Annotated in this window: 10 protein-coding genes; 4 read left to right on the forward strand and 6 right to left on the reverse strand. The window is 38.8% G+C overall.

Going from position 1 to position 18,066, the window contains the following annotated elements; genetic code table 11:
• The first annotated feature begins 175 nt into the window (after window positions 1–175).
• Window positions 176–2,911 carry a M16 family metallopeptidase gene (locus ACPDHL_RS09335; protein ID WP_430532498.1) on the forward strand — a complete coding sequence of 912 codons (2,736 nt, stop codon included), beginning with the start codon at window positions 176–178 and terminating at the stop codon, window positions 2,909–2,911.
• Window positions 2,912–2,964: 53 nt separating this feature from the next.
• Here ACPDHL_RS09335 and ACPDHL_RS09340 read toward each other — a convergent pair whose 3' ends face one another.
• Together ACPDHL_RS09340 and lepA are read right to left on the reverse strand one after the other, a co-directional pair.
• On the reverse strand, window positions 2,965–3,786 hold the full coding sequence (locus ACPDHL_RS09340; RefSeq protein ID WP_430532499.1) for a hypothetical protein: 822 nt from the start codon (window positions 3,784–3,786) through the stop codon (window positions 2,965–2,967).
• Window positions 3,787–3,871: 85 nt separating this feature from the next.
• On the reverse strand, window positions 3,872–5,668 hold the full coding sequence (gene lepA, locus ACPDHL_RS09345) for a translation elongation factor 4 (RefSeq protein WP_430532500.1): 1,797 nt from the start codon (window positions 5,666–5,668) through the stop codon (window positions 3,872–3,874).
• 338 nt (window positions 5,669–6,006) lie between these two features.
• Between lepA and ACPDHL_RS09350 the strand changes: the two genes are divergently transcribed.
• Window positions 6,007–6,888: an SdiA-regulated domain-containing protein gene (locus tag ACPDHL_RS09350; RefSeq protein WP_430532501.1), complete on the forward strand. Its 882-nt coding sequence runs from the start codon at window positions 6,007–6,009 to the stop codon at window positions 6,886–6,888.
• Here ACPDHL_RS09350 and ACPDHL_RS09355 read toward each other — a convergent pair.
• A complete protein-coding gene (locus tag ACPDHL_RS09355; protein ID WP_430532502.1) occupies window positions 6,871–10,581 on the reverse strand; it encodes a metallophosphoesterase in 3,711 nt (1,236 codons plus the stop codon). The two genes, ACPDHL_RS09350 and ACPDHL_RS09355, sit on opposite strands and share 18 nt — an antisense overlap.
• A gap of 27 nt (window positions 10,582–10,608) precedes the next feature.
• On the opposite strand from ACPDHL_RS09355, the gene ACPDHL_RS09360 reads away from it, so the two are divergent.
• Window positions 10,609–11,766, forward strand: a complete 1,158-nt coding sequence (locus tag ACPDHL_RS09360; RefSeq protein WP_430532503.1) for a Pycsar system effector family protein — start codon at window positions 10,609–10,611, stop codon at window positions 11,764–11,766.
• Here the strand turns inward: ACPDHL_RS09360 and ACPDHL_RS09365 are convergent.
• On the reverse strand, window positions 11,747–14,113 hold the full coding sequence (locus tag ACPDHL_RS09365) for a hypothetical protein (protein WP_430532504.1): 2,367 nt from the start codon (window positions 14,111–14,113) through the stop codon (window positions 11,747–11,749). The genes ACPDHL_RS09360 and ACPDHL_RS09365 overlap by 20 nt on opposite strands.
• A gap of 139 nt (window positions 14,114–14,252) precedes the next feature.
• Here ACPDHL_RS09365 and dusB point away from each other — a divergent pair, with 139 nt between their 5' ends.
• On the forward strand, window positions 14,253–15,248 hold the full coding sequence (dusB, locus tag ACPDHL_RS09370; RefSeq protein WP_430532507.1) for a tRNA dihydrouridine synthase DusB: 996 nt from the start codon (window positions 14,253–14,255) through the stop codon (window positions 15,246–15,248).
• A 443-nt stretch (window positions 15,249–15,691) separates the two neighbouring features.
• Here the strand turns inward: dusB and ACPDHL_RS09375 are convergent, their stop codons facing one another.
• Both ACPDHL_RS09375 and ACPDHL_RS09380 read right to left on the reverse strand, forming a co-directional pair.
• On the reverse strand, window positions 15,692–16,519 hold the full coding sequence (locus tag ACPDHL_RS09375; protein WP_430532505.1) for a mechanosensitive ion channel family protein: 828 nt from the start codon (window positions 16,517–16,519) through the stop codon (window positions 15,692–15,694).
• Window positions 16,520–16,547: 28 nt separating this feature from the next.
• Window positions 16,548–17,747 (reverse strand): aminopeptidase C, encoded by a 1,200-nt coding sequence (locus ACPDHL_RS09380; protein WP_430532506.1) that lies wholly within the window; start codon window positions 17,745–17,747, stop codon window positions 16,548–16,550.
• Between the last annotated feature and the right edge of the window lie 319 nt (window positions 17,748–18,066).

Genomic DNA, 18,066 nt, shown 5'->3' on the forward strand with positions numbered 1-18,066 from the left:
CAAGCACGTAGACAGAAGTTTACGTGCTTTTTTTTATCCTTTCACGCATTCTCCACAATTAATTATTTATAAAAGAGTAACATATTCCAAAAAATCGCGTCTAACGATTATAGTATTCATTTTACTTCGCAAAAAGTAGATGAATTTTACCCAATCTATCTTAAACGATCAAATAATGAAAAGATTATTTTACACCCTTGTCCTAGTTAGTGCCCTTGGATTTTCCAATTTTATTGCAGCACAACAGGCAAGTAAAGCGAGTTTTGTTACTCAAATTGAAGATATAAAGGAATATAAACTGAGTAATGGACTTCAAGTTTTATTAATTCCAGATGCTTCACAGAACAACTTAGTGGTCAATATTGTATACAAAGTAGGATCCAAACACGAAGGGTATGGCGAAAAAGGAATGGCTCACTTATTAGAGCATATGCTTTTTAAAAGTACCAAAAACTTAGGTGACATCAAAAAGATGCTTTCGGATAAAGGAGGAGCGGCTAATGGTACCACCTATTACGACCGAACCAATTATTACGAAGTATTTCCTTCTACAGAGGAAAACCTTTCTTGGGCCTTAGAAATGGAAGCAGATCGCATGATCAATGCAACCTTATTACAAGAAGACTTAGACAAAGAATTTTCTGTGGTGCGCAATGAGTTTGAAATTGGAGAAAATGATCCTACTAGCGTATTAATGGAACGCACAGCCAATACAGCTTACTTATGGCATAACTACGGATTAAGCACCATTGGATCCAAAGAGGATATTGAACGCGTAAAAACACCTCAACTGAGACGATTTTACGAAAAATACTACCAACCAGACAATGCCGTTTTGGTGGTAGCGGGTAAATTTGACGAACAAAAAGCGATTGAATATATTGAGCAATACTTCTCTGTTATCCCTAGACCTGAACGTGTATTGGATGAGATCTCAACGGTTGAACCAGCTCAAGATGGTGAAAAATACATTGAAGTAAAACGCAATGGCGATAGCAAACACATCCAAATGTTATATCACACCGCTTCTTATGCAGACAAAGACTACGCGGCATTAGCAGCATTAGAGCTCATCTTAACCAATGATCCATCGGGTTATTTACACCAAGCCCTAGTGGAAAATCAAACAGTATCTTCGCTATGGGCCTATAGCCCTACAGTTAGAGACGCCAGCTTTATGTTATTCAACTTCGATGTTCCCAACGAGAAAGATCAAGTAAAAACTTTGGCTGAAATTAAAGCAGAAATGGCTAAAATTGGCTCGATTTCTTATTCACAAGAAGACCTCGATCGCGCAAAAACAAATCTTTTAAAAGGAATCGAAGCCTTGCAAAACAACACGATTGGCACGGCCATTAACTTGACAGAAATCATTGGTTCTGGAGATTATCGCCTCGGTTTTATGTACCGTGACAATATTGAAAACTTAACGGTAGAAGATATCAAACGCGTAGCTACGAAATACTTTACAGACAACAACCGCACTGTTGGTTTATTTATCCCAACAAAAGACGAAGTTCGCGTAAAACCAGCCGAATTTTTAAATAAAGATATTGATGCTTTAGTTAAAGATTACAAAGGAAAAGAAACCGCTCACAATATTCGCGATTTCGCTCCTACCATTGCCAACTTACAACAAAATTATACGTCTGGCCAATTGAGTAATGGAATGAAATACGGAATTATTGACAAGGATTTAAAGGGAGAACAAGTAAACATCTCAATTCAGATTCCTGTCGGAAATCAAAAAGATTTACACAACAAACAATACATTGGATCACTTACTGCCTCTATGTTGACTTCAGGTACAACAACCCTGTCAAAACAGGAGATCCAAGATAAGTTAGACCTATTAAAATCAAGTGTGCGCATTCAATTTAGCGGTCAGACCATTTCAATCTTTGTTTCTTCGTACAGAAACACCATGAAAGAAACCATGGATATCGTAAATGATGTATTGAAAAATCCAGTCTTCCCTGAGAGTGAATTAACCAAATTAAAATTGGAATACTCTACGTATTTGGAAGGTAACTTAAATGATCCGCAAACGGTTGCTTTCAACAAAATAGCGCAAGCTATGTCAAATGAACCGAAGGGAAGCATTTTATATGCGTCTTCTACACAAGAAGACATTGATGGGTATAAGGCAGTTAGTATTTCAGAAATCAAAGAATTCTATACTAAATTCTTCGGTGCTAACAACGGAGTTGCTACAGTACTGGGTATGTCCGATCAAACACAGGCCAAAGAATTACTGGAACAAGTATTAGGGAACTGGAACAATCAGGTAAAATTTGAACGAGCTTATCCAACCTTCTTTGCGACCAAACAAGGAAAAGAAATTATACAGACCCCAGACAAGGAAAATGCGGCGGCTGTAGGGAGCTTAACTTTTGAGATGAACAAATCAAACCCAGACTATCCAGCCTTGGTTTTTGCTAATGAAGTCATGGGCGGTGGCTTTATGACTGCGCGTATCCCACAGCGTTTACGCGAAAAAGAGGGAATCAGCTACGGAGCAGGTACTCAATTATCTGTACCGTCAAATCCCAACAACAACAATTCAAGCTGGTTCATTTACGCTTTCTTAAATCCAACCAAACGCGCCGAAGTAGAGCGCGGAATCAACGAGGAGTTTGAAAAATTAGTAGCGAATGGAATCACAGAAGAAGAGTTACAAACAAACAAAGTAAGCTGGAAAAACTCTAGACAGACAAGTCTAGGTACAGATGGTTACTTAATGTCTTTATCTAATCTGTACTTAACGTATGACCTTCCTTTTTCCGATTTCGACAAATTGAATCAGGACATCGATAAGTTAACGGTGAAACAAGTGAATGCTGCCATTAAGAAATACTTACAGCCTTCAAAATTCACTACAATTTACGTAGGGGATTTCACGAAGAAATAGCAATCGAACAAAAAACCCGCTGCACGTGCAGCGGGTTTTTTTATTTTATTCATTTAACAAGCAAAGTCTACTGTTGTTGTTCCAGCTAAATATGCATTGTGTTTGGCGTCTTTAGACAGGTAAATCTCCACGCGTTTCTGTTCATAATCAGCGGAAGTATCAAAGATAAAATCCAATTTTCCATCCTCATCTAAATCTCCAACGAATAATAGTTGTACAAAAGTGTCATTGAAATGTGGAATATCGAGTAACAGTTGTTCCTCATTGCCATCAATACTCAAATACAGCTTGTAATTTTCAAACTGTTTAAAAGTCTTTTCTACCTCTTCATCATCGGTATAGAGGTAAGCGCTGGTTTCTTTACCTTCTGCTCTTAAAACGTACGTTTTGCCCTTAAAAACGTATTCCTGTGGTGTGTTGGCCCAAAGCGGAGTCTTGCTTAGGGTTAAAGATTCTTTTTTTCCTTTGCCTATCGCTGTCGTTTCACTCAAAAAGAACAACGGTTGCACTTCTTCTTTTGCAAAAACGCCAATGACGATAGATTCTGTACATTCATTCAGTTCTTCTTCTAAAGCATAAGCCACTTTTCTCACTTGAAATTGCCCTTTGGTTTCAAACAACCCCATCCAAGAACGATCGATTTTACTCACTTCTTCTCCGTAAAACTCTTTGTCATAAAACATCGGCAACAGCACATCGACTTGGAGATACTCTTCTTTGTTGATCACTTTTTTCTCCGTACTAACTGGCGATCCAGCATCTTCTATACTTACCCGTTCTACAGCTGTATTTGGTGTTTCTGGCGGGGTAGGTGTCGTCGTATCTTTACACGAAATAAACGCCAACATCACGGCTAGTATACATCCTTTTTTCATCGTATTTTTTGGTTCTAAATAGTTTTTTGACAAAAAAAAGACTATCCCAAAATGAGATAGTCTTTATATCGAACGAATAATCGTTTTAGTCGTTTAATTTTAATACAGCCATAAAAGCTTCTTGTGGGATTTCCACGTTACCTACTTGACGCATGCGTTTTTTACCCGCTTTTTGTTTTTCCAATAATTTACGCTTACGCGAGATATCCCCTCCGTAACATTTTGCTGTAACGTCTTTACGCAATGCTTTTACTGTTTCACGTGCAATTACTTTTACACCAATAGCAGCCTGAATTGGAATATCAAACTGTTGACGTGGGATCAATTCTTTTAATTTCTCACACATCTTCTTCCCAATGTGATACGCATTGTCAGCGTGCATTAAAGCAGATAGTGCATCCACTACGTTGGCGTTCAACATCACGTCTACTTTCACTAAGTTGGACGTACGCATACCAATTGGTGAGTAGTCAAAAGAAGCATACCCTTTAGACACGGTTTTCAATCGATCGTAAAAATCAAATACAATCTCTGCCAATGGCATATCAAACATCAACTCTACGCGATCTTCGGTTAGATAGGTTTGGTTGGTGATGATTCCGCGTTTCTCAATACACAAGCTCATAACTGGACCAACGAAATCAGCCTTGGTAATGATTGTTGCTTTGATATACGGCTCTTCTACGCGTTCTAATTTTGACGGTTCCGGTAAGTCCGATGGGTTGTTTACCACAATTGGTGTTTCCGGGTCTTTCTTAGTGTAGGCTAAATACGACACGTTGGGAACCGTAGTGATTACCGTCATATTAAACTCTCTTTCCAAGCGCTCTTGAATAATTTCCATGTGTAACATCCCTAAGAATCCACAGCGGAAACCAAATCCTAAAGCAGCCGAACTTTCAGCAGCAAACACTAAAGAAGCATCGTTCAATTGCAATTTCTCCATCGAGTTACGCAATTCTTCATAATCTTCTGTATCTACAGGATAAATACCCGCAAATACCATTGGTTTTACGTTTTCAAATCCTTCAATCATGTTTTGAGTAGGATTTTTTGCATCGGTCAAGGTATCCCCAACTTTTACTTCTTTTGCCTCTTTAATACCTGAAATCAAGTATCCAACATCTCCACTAGAGATCACTTGTTTAGGCACTTGATTTAACTTTAACGTACCAATCTCATCTGCAAAATACTCCTTGCCCGTCGCCATGAACTTAATTTTCTGCCCCTTAGTAATTTTTCCGTTAATTACACGGAAGATTACCTCAATCCCTCTAAAAGGATTGTATACGGAGTCGAAAACAAGCGCTTGTAAAGGCTCATCTACATTTCCTTTTGGCGCAGGAACTCTTTCAATGATCGCTGCTAATATCTCTTCTACTCCCAATCCTGTTTTACCAGAAGCAGGAATAATCTCTTCGTAATCACACCCCAATAGGTTGACAATGTCGTCGCTTACTTCTTCTGGATTCGCACTTGGCAAGTCAATCTTATTTAAAACAGGAATAATCGTTAAATCATTCTCTAAGGCTAAATACAAGTTTGAAATGGTTTGTGCTTGAATACTTTGAGCCGCATCTACAATTAATAACGCACCCTCACAAGCCGCAATAGATCTAGAAACTTCGTAAGAGAAATCTACGTGTCCGGGTGTGTCAATTAAGTTTAATATATATTTTTCGCCTTTGTATTCATACTCCATTTGGATCGCATGAGATTTAATTGTAATCCCTCGCTCACGCTCCAAATCCATACTATCCAAAAGCTGATTTTGTTGCTCACGCGCACTTACCGTTTGTGTAGCATCCAACAAACGATCTGCTAACGTACTCTTTCCATGGTCAATGTGAGCAATAATACAAAAGTTTCTAATGTTCTTCATCTTGGTTATATCCATTATTATAAGATCAGTAAAGTAAAAAGTCAGAAGAAATAGGACTTCTTATCCCCGTGATCTAAGTTGTAAGACTTTCGTTTTATTTTAATTACAAACAATACGCCTATATTTTGCAAATATACTTTAAAGTTTGAATTTTTGACGGAGATATTCACTTTTAATCGCGAGAAAGTAAACGTTTTTTTTTCATAGACAAGCAAAGAGAAGAACGCGCTTGCTCTTTTGAAAATAAAAATTGATCGTATACCCGTATAATATTCCAACACACGTATTCGTTTCCTCGGAAGTTTTTCCGTACTTTAGTTTACAAAATTTACGCTAGTATGAAAAAGTTTGTCCCTCTCGTTGTTTTTGTCTTCAGCTCTTTGGTTAGTTGCAGTCAGAAGAGTGAAGTTATCCAAGATTATACCACACTTCCCTCGTTTTTAAAAGAAGTTTCAGGCATGTCTTATGACGCAAATTCACATTCCTTTTGGGTACTACAAGATAGTGGAAATAAAAGTGAATTATATCAAATTGACTCCTTGGGTCAGCTAATGCACACCCTAAAAATAAACAACCAAAAAAATAGAGATTGGGAAGAGTTAACCACTGATACAGATGGGAATTTATACATTGGCGATTTTGGAAACAACAAGAACAGTCGTCGAGATTTACAAATTATCAAGATCAACAAAAACAACTTAACGGCTACCTCAACCGAGGCAGACTACGTCATTACCTTTGAATATCCGGAGCAAAAAGAATTTCCACCCAAAGCAACCGAGATGCTCTATGATGCGGAAGCTTTTTTCTACTACGACGACCATTTTTACCTCTTCACTAAAAACAGAAGCAAGGCCTTTGATGGTACGTCTTTGGTCTATAAAATCCCCAATGAAGCTGGACATCACCAAGCCGAATACGTACAGACCTTTCGCAGCTGTAATGTCTACAAACACTGTGCTATTACCGGAGCCGCATTAAGCCCTGATCAAAAGACCTTTGTCTTATTGTCACACACCAAACTTTGGGTCATTGACAACTTCAATCCCAATGCTATTCTCGATGGAAAAATAGAAGTACACAAACTTTATCACGATACTCAAAAAGAAGCTGTCACCTTTGGCGATGACAGCACTTTATATATTGCTGATGAAGTCAAAAAGAAGTCGGGAGGCAAGATTTACAAGTTAGACTTGAATCAACTAAAACCCAAACCCTAATCCGAAGACGAATCGTCCACCATCTTTACTGTAAAAATATGAACAGTGTAGGGTAGCTTGTTCGATTGCATTGACCCATAATCCTGCTCCATATGCATTATGCCATTTGGATGATTGTTCCATTGGAGTCCAAACGCGTCCATAATCAAATCCGGCATATACCCCATAGGACATTGGAATGAATCCTGCAGTAAATTGTCCTGCGTTAAAACGCAAGTCTGTCGTTTGTACAAAAGAGGTTTTCCCTGTAAATCGCTCGGGTCTAAATCCCCTTAAATTGGTATTTCCTCCAATGGTAGCCCCATGGTAGAAATCGTAGTTGGAATTTAATCGCGTTTGATAGGTAAAATTCGTTGCCAAAATCAAGCGTTCACTGCGCTCTAAATAGTGTGCAAAGCTCACTTTGGCATCGAGGAACGGAAAGTTTTGCTTGCTGTCTTCTAGATTCGTTCTCCATCCCACTGTGGTGTGAAAAGCAAATCCCTTTGTCGGGTTTGCCTGATTGTTATACTGTTGAAAATCATAGGCAGCCTGAAGGGTTCCGTATTGTTGAAAATCAAATACTTTCTGATCCACTACATCTGGAGTACTCGTAATAAATCGATTGGATTTATCTTGCACTTTCATGGCTTTATACTCGGCATTTACTTCAAAAGAACCGCCATTTTCGCCCTGATATTTATAGCCTGGTGCAACGGTATAGCTCTCGATTCTAACGCGTTTGTATTCATCCCCCATTTCCTCGTCAAAATACGCCGTCTCATTCCCTATGCCATAGTAATTCACTGCAAAATTAGGACTGGTTGCTCTTCCGCTTAATGTAAAGCCCCAATTGTTCGTTGCATTGGGAAAATGCCCTTTATATTCTGCCTCTACTCCTTTGGTATTGAAAGAATAGAACCCTTTAATTACGTGTTTTGCACTATAGGGATCTTGTACAAACTTTCTGCGTGTTGAGGAATACAAGAAGCCCAATTTCACTCCATCTTCTGGGTTATAACCCACATTGGGCAAGAGCATATTAATAGTCAAAGGCAATTTCTCGTAATTGAAATTATTTAGATCATAGCGATTGGTAAAATAGTGCTTTGCTTTTACCCCTTCTTCGGCTATTTCATTTTTCTTATCGGCATAATCGTAAACAACCACATTTTTCGCTTGTTCTACTTGGAAGGTGTCTTTATTCTTCCCACCGATTAAACGCAATTTGATGGGCGCTTTTTTACTTCCCTCAACGATAAAAGTGTCTTCGTCATTCAATCCATACACCCAAATTTCTTTGGTTTCATTTGGGTAATACGTTTTCATCAACAGGGGTTCTGGTCCTGATTTTTTCTCTCTAAACTGCATCACATGAACCGAACCATCTTCCTTTCGCTTCAGGGTAAAGGTGTCTTTTTTATCCGTACCCGATAAAACAACATACTTGCGCAATTCCTTGTAATATCGAGGCACATAAGCGACTATTTTTTGCTTGCGCACTTTGAGTACTTCTTTGATGTGTTCGATATCTTCGCCTTGTACTTCGTTGGGAAGTTGGGCAAAAATGCGATCGATGCTTTCATCATCCAAGGCATCAACAACCGATTGAGCCTCGTTAATCCAATCTTCTTCCGTGGTTGACTTAAGCAAGTATTGATCCAGCGGAAATGCCGTATGGTTAATCCAGCGCGGGCTAGCAAAATCAGCCGTATAATTTTGCATGTGGCGCAATACGGGTAATTTTTTGATCAGCGATAACAACGCACCGTCAATTTTGGCAAACGCCTGATCGCGATCTCTTGGTACGGGGCGATACATCGTTTGATCTCCTTCTTTAAATTCAGACCATCTCCATTGATCGCCATGTCGATCCCAATCGCCAATCAGCATATCGAAGATTCGCGCACGCAAATATAGGGGCTCATCCACTTCGTATTTCTCACTTTTTCTCAAATTGGCAATGACATCTGTGGTACTGATGATTTTTGCGGCATTTCCAAAACTATCTGCCTCATCATGTCCTTCACTTGGGCGTTCTTCAATCATGTATAATTCATCTCCATACTTCGCATTAAACGCTCCCAAAGCTTGTTGTTTGGGAATATAGTACAGCTCGGGATTGGTATGATAAATGCCTACTTGTTCGGATAAATCGCCAATAATAAAAGGCGTATAGGGATGTGCTGTGGTATAAAAATCATAGATAAACCCTTCTGCCCAAGTATTGTCAAACGATTCCATCACGTATTGATCGGTAAAAACAGCCGTTTGCAAAAAGCGAGACACACTTTTTCGTACCCCACGCATCACGTATTGGGTTCCGTTTTTATCCGCTAAACGCAAAGACAAGGATTGATGTCCCCCACCTGAAATCAAAGGCGTTAATCCCCTTTTTAACGTGTCTAAATTCGCTACAGGAGCCAAGATCGGTTGTCCATAGGTCGAACGATAGTGTTCTCCCCATAAGAAACGGTAAAAACCGCCCTTTTTTGTCCATTTTGTTGGATATACACTGGCAACAATTGAATCTTGTTTGGGTGTTCCAAACGTTTCCACTACGGCTTGTTCTGGTTTAAAAATTTGTTTTCGCCAAAGCTGTTGATGCTGTCCATCTACAAAGGAATAAAACGTAACATAGGTACTTTTATCCGCAGCAATTTCCAACGTCGCATACCCCAATTGACCAGCAGAAAAACTACCTGGCTCAATGGCTCTTGCTGGAGATAACGCGCCTAAGGCACCACTGACCACTTGTTTTACTCCATTTTTCTCTATGTATTGTAAGTTGCGCTCATGTCCAGAAACCAAAACAACATTATCGTACATCTGGGCCATCGTTTGCAAACGCTTATTTAGTGTATTGTATTTTTTTCCCTGCAAATCTTGGGCTTGTATACCTGAGACAGCTCGGGTATAATTAATCACAGATCCCACCACAGGCAGTGGAATTTTCGCCTCAAACGGATACAGGTGATCGCGAAGTGAAAAATATCCCCCGTGATTTCCTGTGCTGTACACGGGATGGTGCAGTGCCAAAACCACAATTTTATTTTGATTTTTATTGATTTCTCCTCTTAGTTCCTCAAAAAAGTCTTCGCGTGTTTTGATATCGCAATCCTCATTCATATTGGGTTGTTTGTCCCAATTTTCTAAATACCATTGGCTATCTACGGTGATTAATACCGTTTCATCATTAATCTTCAAACGCTCATAACCACATACTTTACGCGGTAAGAGTGCTTTTTTATCGGCTAAAGTTGTCGATAAAAACTTAGCAATATCTTTAATTCCTTCATACCCTTTTTTCCATTCTGCCTCTCCATTGATAAAGACCATTTCCCCTTTGAATTGGTTGGCCCAAGTCAAGGCTGTATTCAATCGAAGGTCATCTGCTTGCTTGAGCTGCTTTTTCTGTATATTATCTCCTAGCAAAACCAAGGTAGCTTGCTTATCTGCTTGTTCAAAAATGCGACTCAATTGCGCAATATGCGCTTGTTCTTCCGCAGATTTTGCTTCGAGTAAACTTCCGACTAAATAGTACGTATGTACAATTTTATTCTCTTTTGTACGTTCTTCTACTGCTAGTTGTTCCTTATCTACGCGCTGTTGAGGATGCAATGTCGCACAAGAGTACAGCAAGGAAACAAGGAGAAAATATGCCATTGGCTTAATTTTAATACGCCAATCAGGGTTTTGACTAAATAATTTCATATTTTTAGACATAAAAAGAGGGTTGCTATGACTATTTTACAAAAGGTTGAAGAATATATCTTTCAACTATACAAAGATACATTATCACAACAATATACCTATCATAATTTTAACCATACTATACGTGTAGTGAATGGTTTAGATGAGCTATTAAAAAAGATCGAAGTCAGTGAAAAAGAAGCGATGAACTTGAAACTCGCCGCTTGGTTTCACGATATTGGCTATACAAAATCATGTGAAGAACACGAACAAAACGGAGCCGCTATTGCCGAAGCCTATCTGCAAGAGCAAGGCGTTTCACCCGAAGATATTCAGTGTATTAAAGCCTTAATTTTAGCGACTAAGTTGGATCATGTACCTACAAATCTCTTGGAGTGCATCATCAAAGATGCGGATTTTGCACATATGGCTGATGATGACTTTATCGAGGTGAGCAATTTGCTTTTAGATGAATTGACCACAACGTGTGATTTTAAATTTACGCAAGAGGAATGGAACCAACAGAACTTGAATTTTCTCGTTTACAGACACCGTTACTACACCGATTACGCCCGTCAAAAATGGCAACCCAAGAAACAACAGAATATTTTTGCCATTCAAACGCGTATTGAAAAAGACAAAAAGAAGAAGGAAAAAAACAATAAAAGAGAACATTTTAGATCGATTGACACCCTATTTCGCACCACCTTACGCAATCACACGCAACTGAGTGCCATTGCAGATCGCAAGGCGAATATTCTATTGTCTGTCAATGCAATTATCATTTCTATTTGTTTATCTACCCTGATTCCCAAATTAGATAGCCCTTCAAATGCACACTTGATCATTCCGACTTTTGTGTTAATTTTCTTTAGTGTAGCTACCATTATTTTTGCCATCATGTCTACAAGGCCCAAAGTAACGGCAGGCACTTTTTCTCAAGAAGAAATTGAAAACCACACCGTTAACTTGCTTTTCTTTGGTTCGTTTCACAAAATGCCATTAGATGAATATTACAAAACCCTGCGAAATTTAATCCGCAAGGAAGAAAATATTTACGAAGCTTTGACGACCGATTTATACTACTTAGGAAAAGTATTAAACCGCAAGTATACCCTGTTGCGCATGACCTATACTATTTTCACTATTGGTATTCTCGCTTCAGTCATTGCGTTTGTTCTCGCTTTTAGAGGTATTGGTTTCTAAGGAAATTCACCATGAGTTGCGGATAATCCAGCAGTTCTAGGTTATAGTCTAAATTCACTAGTACACGAAGTCCAATTAAGCCCGAAACGCCTTGCAAGTCTTCTACATCAAAAGCTTGAATAGTAGATTGTAATATACCTAAATGCTGTAAATACTTGACATAGCCCATGTATTCATCGCGGTCTGCATGGGAGGCAAATACAATGGCAATACTCTTCGGTTGTACGATGCGTTCTTCTGAGTTTTGAATCATGGCTTTGTCCAAGCGTTTTTTGATAATTTCATAACGGGTATTGTATGAACCGTCGATGTCAAAACGCTTCTCATCCATTCGAAATTGAATACTCAACGACGCGTCATAAACCAAAATCAACGATGTTGCATCCATGGGTATTTTATCTTGAATATTGTTGCGGTAATGTACACACATTTGCTCTGCTATCACTTGGAGTTGCCACAGGCGCAAATTTTGTAAATACGTAATATCAAAAGCACGATCAGGGCAAATAGAATCACCAATATACATATTGTGCTCTACACCATCGGTTTTAAATCGCTCGTAATAATGTGGATACACCTCTTGTGCCTGCTTTTGTCTTTTGTCTAAGATATCGGAATAACACTTGTTAATACGTCCAATTTGCTTGTCAAATACCTTGCGATAACGGTAGTACACATCTAACTCATAATCGATATGCACGAAGTAAGCATTTAGCTTTTCTGCATTAAACAAATAGCTTTCTTTTTGCAACAAAGGATGTATTTCTTCGCGAATATAGCTTTGAATGCGTTGTTCTAAGCCCGAATAAAAGTGGTTCTTTACTTGTTTGTAATAGGCTTGAATTTTTAATCGGTGTTTCTCCATTAGGATATTGTCACTCGATTTGGCATAGTCTTCCAACAAATCAGACAGCTGTTTAAGTTGTGCCATTAAATCCTGTTGGATAGCGTTATTGCGCAGTTGGCTAGAGCCTTTGATATCAATTTCACCATAGAGTGGAAACACATCGGGAAAGGCAATAGGCGTCAAAATATAGTTTTTATCTGCCACACTATCCATATAGTTCTTCTGCGCTTCTTCGAGAAACTTCCAATATACACTTGGGTGAATGGTGGTATATTCCCGCTGTATAATGGCCTCAATGTGATTCAAAGCATCGGACCTCACCCGTTCCATCGTCTCCGCAATGATCGGCATAAGTTCATTTAACTTTTGTGCATTCACACTGTGAAGATCACGCGGATTACTCGAAACTATTTCCAAAATCCCCTCAATCCCTGTAGAAGTAATAATCGGGCTAAACAAACAGCTGCGAACTCCCTTTTTCTCCAGGTTCTCACACATTTCTCGGTGTTCTTCATGTTGGATTTCAGCCTCCACATCAGAAATGCTAAAATATTGTTTCTGCACCATCAGTCGACGATAGGCCTGAGCAGAAATAACAATTTGACTCTGTTCTTCATTGAGCAAATAGCTGTTGACAATCATGACGTTTTTGAGTTCTGCTTGAGCAGTAGTGTCTCCACGCAAAACCGTTAATCCAATTTTCAGGTTGGGCAATTTAAAAATAGAACTGAATAACTGATTGACAAAATCGCCTAATGGCTTGCGTTGTAGTTCGGTTTTTAAGAAGCTCTCTTTCAGTAATGACAAGGCATTTTCAAAGGTTACATCGACTAAACTCAACAAACCAAATCCCTTGAGATCCCAACTTTTTTGTGGAAAATAGCGTTGCCACAGTTCAAAATCATCGTAATTATCCTGTAGCAATTCGATGTCTTTTTGGGTGAGCATTACTGCATTTTCTCTGGGAGATAGTTCGACAAAATCTGCGTTATACAACACGCGATAATATCGCGTAATACCGCGTTTATCGGGTAGATCAATAAACAGGGGTTGGCTGAGATCGAAATTGGTATTGAAGTAAAAGTTCATAATAATACAACAACACGCGATATAGTATTCATTTTGATTAAAATTGCGGATTTCACCCGTATACGTCCCACCAGCATCCAAAATAATTTGTTTAAAACGTCGGGTGTGATTGAACATTATATTTTGAAAAGGCATAGAAACGGCCTTAATTTCATTGTCGGATAAAGCTGATGGAAAAATAACGTCAAAGAGTTCTTTTACCAAACTTTCATACGTATCTGTCATTGGCGTATCAACGACTTCTTCTTCGACGATGAGTTGCTGATCCGCTCTGGCTAAAAGATCTTCATAATACGCTTTTTTATAGGGATTTCCATAATCAAGCGCAATAAACTTTTTCAACTCGTCTTTTAGTTTATCAAAAGAGAATTCGATATGGAACGGGGTCAATTCAAACGCTTTTAATCTCATGTCATTTACTTCTATAAGGGTTTAAAGATACGGAATCCTTGAGTTTTAATTCCATTTCCCCTTAATTATCTTCTTTGTAAAGTTCTAAAAAACGAAAAAATAAAATATTGTACTTTTGCAGGAAATATCGAAAACGATTATGATTAAAATTGGCAATATAGAACTACCTGATCATCCGTTGCTTTTGGCACCGATGGAAGATGTGAGTGATCCTCCTTTTCGCCGTTTGTGTAAAAAACACGGGGCGGATTTAATGTATTCAGAATTTATTTCTTCTGAAGGATTAATTCGCGATGCTATAAAAAGCAAGATGAAATTGGATATTTTTGATTACGAGCGCCCTGTTGGTATTCAGATTTTTGGTGGCGATGAGGAAGCGATGGCGATGTCAGCGCGAATCGTAGAAACGGTACGTCCTGATTTAGTGGATATTAATTTTGGATGCCCTGTAAAAAAAGTAGTATGCAAAGGTGCGGGTGCGGGTGTATTGAAAGACATTGATTTAATGATTCGCCTAACCAAAGCGGTGGTGTCGAGCACCTCATTACCGGTAACGGTAAAAACGCGTTTGGGCTGGGATGAGGAATCAATAAATATAGATGAAGTAGCGGAGCGCTTGCAAGATGTAGGGGTACAAGCCCTGACGATTCACGCGAGAACCCGTGCGCAGATGTACAAAGGGCATTCGGATTGGACACATATTGAACGCATCAAAAACAATCCGCGTATTAAAATTCCCATTTTTGGCAATGGCGATATCGATAGCCCACAAAAGGCATTGGAGTACAAAGAGAAATTTGGCTTAGACGGTATGATGATTGGTCGTGCTGCCATAGGCTATCCTTGGATTTTTGACGAAATAAAGCACTATTTTCAAACAGGAGAATTCTTACCTCCTCCTACTATTAAAGATCGCTTAGAAGCTGCTAAAAACCATTTAATCTGGTCCATGGAATGGAAAGGTGAACGCTTGGGTATCGTCGAAATGCGCCGTCACTATACTAACTACTTCAAAGGCATCCACGGGTTCAAACCCCATCGCCTAAAATTAGTTACCACAGATGACGTAACGGAATTGTTAAACTTGTTTGATCAAATTGCAGCAGAATACAAAGATTATGTGATTGGTGAATAGTGAGTGGTGAGTGGTGAGTGGTGAATGGTGAGTGGTGAAGAGAAGGGAAATGGGAAATGAGAGAAGAGAGAAGGGAGAAGAGAGAAGGGAGAAGGGAGAAACCGTAGCGAAGTGAAAATCGTAACGGAGTGTAGGTTCATCGAACACCAAAACAAAAAAACTGTCTTTCGGCTTTCGGCTTTTGGTTCATTACATCTAGTTGAAAAAAGATTCTCTTATGAAGAGAAAATCAAACAAAGAGCAAAGAACAAAGCGCAAAGCGCAAAGAACAAATCGAAGCGTAGCGTAGATTCATTGAACACCAAAACAAAATATCAACTAAGTGAAATAAAGAACAATAAAAGGGATGAGTTTATCAACAACTCATCCCTTTTTTATTTGTGTACTCTAGTATAGTCGAAAATTTACCCTTCTCCCATTTCCCATCTCCCTTCTCCACTACACTATTTCGTTTTATCGGAAACAATATGTAAATCGCGTTGTGGAAAAGGAATTTCGATATTTGCTTCATCCAACGCTACTTTTACCACTTGTTGGATTTCAAATACAGTATCCCAATAAGCGGCTTTTCCGATCCAAGTACGCACGTTTAAATCTACAGCACTATCGCCTAAATTACTGACAAACACAATTGGTGCCGGATTTTGAAGTACAGCTTGATGTTTGGCTAAAGCACCTAAAATAATTGTTTGTGCTTCTTTTATATTTTCACTGTACCCAATACCCACCACGAAGTCATGTCGTCTAGATGTAATTTCAGAATAGTTTGTAATCACGGAGTTTGCTAAGGGACCGTTGGGGCTAAATACCTTTAATCCTGTAGGTCCTGTTAGTGTTGTATAGAGTAAATCAATGCGTTCTACTGTTCCTTCTGTTCCACTTGGATTGGAGATATAATCCCCTACTTTAAACGGTTTGAATAGTAAAACTAACACACCTCCAGCAAAATTGGACAAGCTACCTTGTAACGCCAAACCAATTGCCAAACCTGCAGAAGCGAAAATTGTTGCAATTCCCGCAACTTGGAATCCCATCGTAGCTGCCACTACAATTAGCAAAATAATATACAACGTCGCTTTGACAACGCTTAATAAAAAACCGCGTAACGACAGCTCAACGTCTCTTTTCTCCAAACGTCTGCGAATCACCTTTAAAACGAGCTTAACTAGATACGATCCAATTCCTAGAATAACTAATCCTAAAATTATTTTAGGTATAGCATGCCACATTGAATCTAACATCTGTTCTAGTCCTTTCCATAACATTTCCATAGCTTTCTTTTTTTGTTTTTATTTTCTTTTAGATTTTCAATTTCTTTTTCATGTCTTTAGACAAAGCATCTTTGTGCACCATGAAATCCGTTGTTTTGTATTTTACATATTCCTTAGACATGTACATATACCCCTCGTGATCGTTTGTAATTCCCCATGAGTTTTTCACAATGTAGAATTCACGTCCTGTTTGATCTTTCGCTATTCCTACAATATGCATGCCGTGATCATCGGTTGTTGAATAATTATCAAAGGCGTTTTGGCGCATTTCCGCTGTTACTTTGCGCTCAGGTTTTGGTCCGTTGAAGATTTCTTTGCGTTCGTCTTCATTCATCTCTTCCCAATCTTTTTCAGGAACATAAGCCACTCCATTTTTCCAACTGAAATACTTTTCGCTCACATCTCCTCCCCAAGCAACAGTAAATCCGTTGTTGATTGCTTGGTCGATAATATCCGTCATTTCATCTACTTTTACGTTATACACTTGGTCAAATGCCCAGTTATCGGGTACTAATAGAACAAATTTATCGTAGTATGGGTAGTTCATATCGGAACCAATTTCAATATAGTCATCGGGATTAATACCGATTACTTCACTTGCAAATGTTTGAGGGGTATATTCTTTTCCTTCCCATTTGAATTTTTCTGGAACTTCACCTAAATACGCATCAATTACTGCCGTATATGCTTTTTGCCAGTTTGGTGTTAGCTTGCCATTTGGATTCGAAACGACAGCTTTTAATACACCTTCTTGGATGGCTGCCATTTCACCAAATTGATTTTTCTTCGTTCCGTAGTTTAATCCTGTATATACTTCTTGTGGCACAGCTCCATACATGCGGTACATATTCATTACATCGTGAAAAGCTCCTCCATCTCCTAAAGTAACAGCACCTTGCATACGCACATACATCTTTCCTTTTTCAATATAAGCATTACGCGCAGAATAAATCTGTGAAATTTCTACTGGGCGTTTTCCCATGCGCATCATTTCTGATTCGATAAAGGAGTTAGCCGAATAACTCCAACATGTTCCTGAAGATCCCTGATTTTTAATCGATGTATTTTCAATATCTACGACTGGTTTAAACTGATAAAGCTCCTTGCTTTTGTCACTTGCATTTAATTTTAAAGCATTGACAAGGTTGTCTTGTGCTACTGTCGTTGACGCTGTTATAACAGATAAAACCGCCGTCAAGACCCATGATTGAATTGTTTTTTTATTCATTGTGATCGTTTGTTATAGTCGTAAAGATAAAAAAACATTGGGGAATGACCTGAGAAGGATCGTTTTTTTGCCTTTTTTGGTGGTTGCTTTTTTGGGAGGATTGGGTGAGCGTTGACTCTAGTTTTCTCCAACACTTCTCCAACCCTGCGCTGAGTATGCATGGGAAAATTAGTTTTTTGTCGAAGAACTCTCGAATGACTCTCGAAGCAAGATTGAATTATTCCCAATGTTGTTTGCTCTTTGTTCTTTGCTCTTTATTTCACTTAGTTGATATTTTGTTTTGGTGTTCAATGAATCTACGCTACGCTTCGATTTGTTC

The organism is Myroides sp. C15-4, from assembly GCF_050522745.1.
Taxonomy (GTDB): Bacteria; Bacteroidota; Bacteroidia; order Flavobacteriales; family Flavobacteriaceae; genus Flavobacterium.

Bases quoted from the DNA above. Each gene is read 5' to 3' on its own strand.
- ACPDHL_RS09360 (WP_430532503.1), top strand. From the start codon at position 10,609: ATGACTATTTTACAAAAGGTTGAAGAATATATCTTTCAACTATACAAA.
- ACPDHL_RS09365 (WP_430532504.1), bottom strand. From the start codon at position 14,113: ATGAGATTAAAAGCGTTTGAATTGACCCCGTTCCATATCGAATTCTCT.
- ACPDHL_RS09355 (WP_430532502.1), bottom strand. From the start codon at position 10,581: ATGAAATTATTTAGTCAAAACCCTGATTGGCGTATTAAAATTAAGCCA.
- ACPDHL_RS09375 (WP_430532505.1), bottom strand. From the start codon at position 16,519: ATGGAAATGTTATGGAAAGGACTAGAACAGATGTTAGATTCAATGTGG.
- dusB (WP_430532507.1), top strand. From the start codon at position 14,253: ATGATTAAAATTGGCAATATAGAACTACCTGATCATCCGTTGCTTTTG.
- lepA (WP_430532500.1), bottom strand. From the start codon at position 5,668: ATGAAGAACATTAGAAACTTTTGTATTATTGCTCACATTGACCATGGA.
- ACPDHL_RS09335 (WP_430532498.1), top strand. From the start codon at position 176: ATGAAAAGATTATTTTACACCCTTGTCCTAGTTAGTGCCCTTGGATTT.
- ACPDHL_RS09340 (WP_430532499.1), bottom strand. From the start codon at position 3,786: ATGAAAAAAGGATGTATACTAGCCGTGATGTTGGCGTTTATTTCGTGT.
- ACPDHL_RS09380 (WP_430532506.1), bottom strand. From the start codon at position 17,747: ATGAATAAAAAAACAATTCAATCATGGGTCTTGACGGCGGTTTTATCT.
- ACPDHL_RS09350 (WP_430532501.1), top strand. From the start codon at position 6,007: ATGAAAAAGTTTGTCCCTCTCGTTGTTTTTGTCTTCAGCTCTTTGGTT.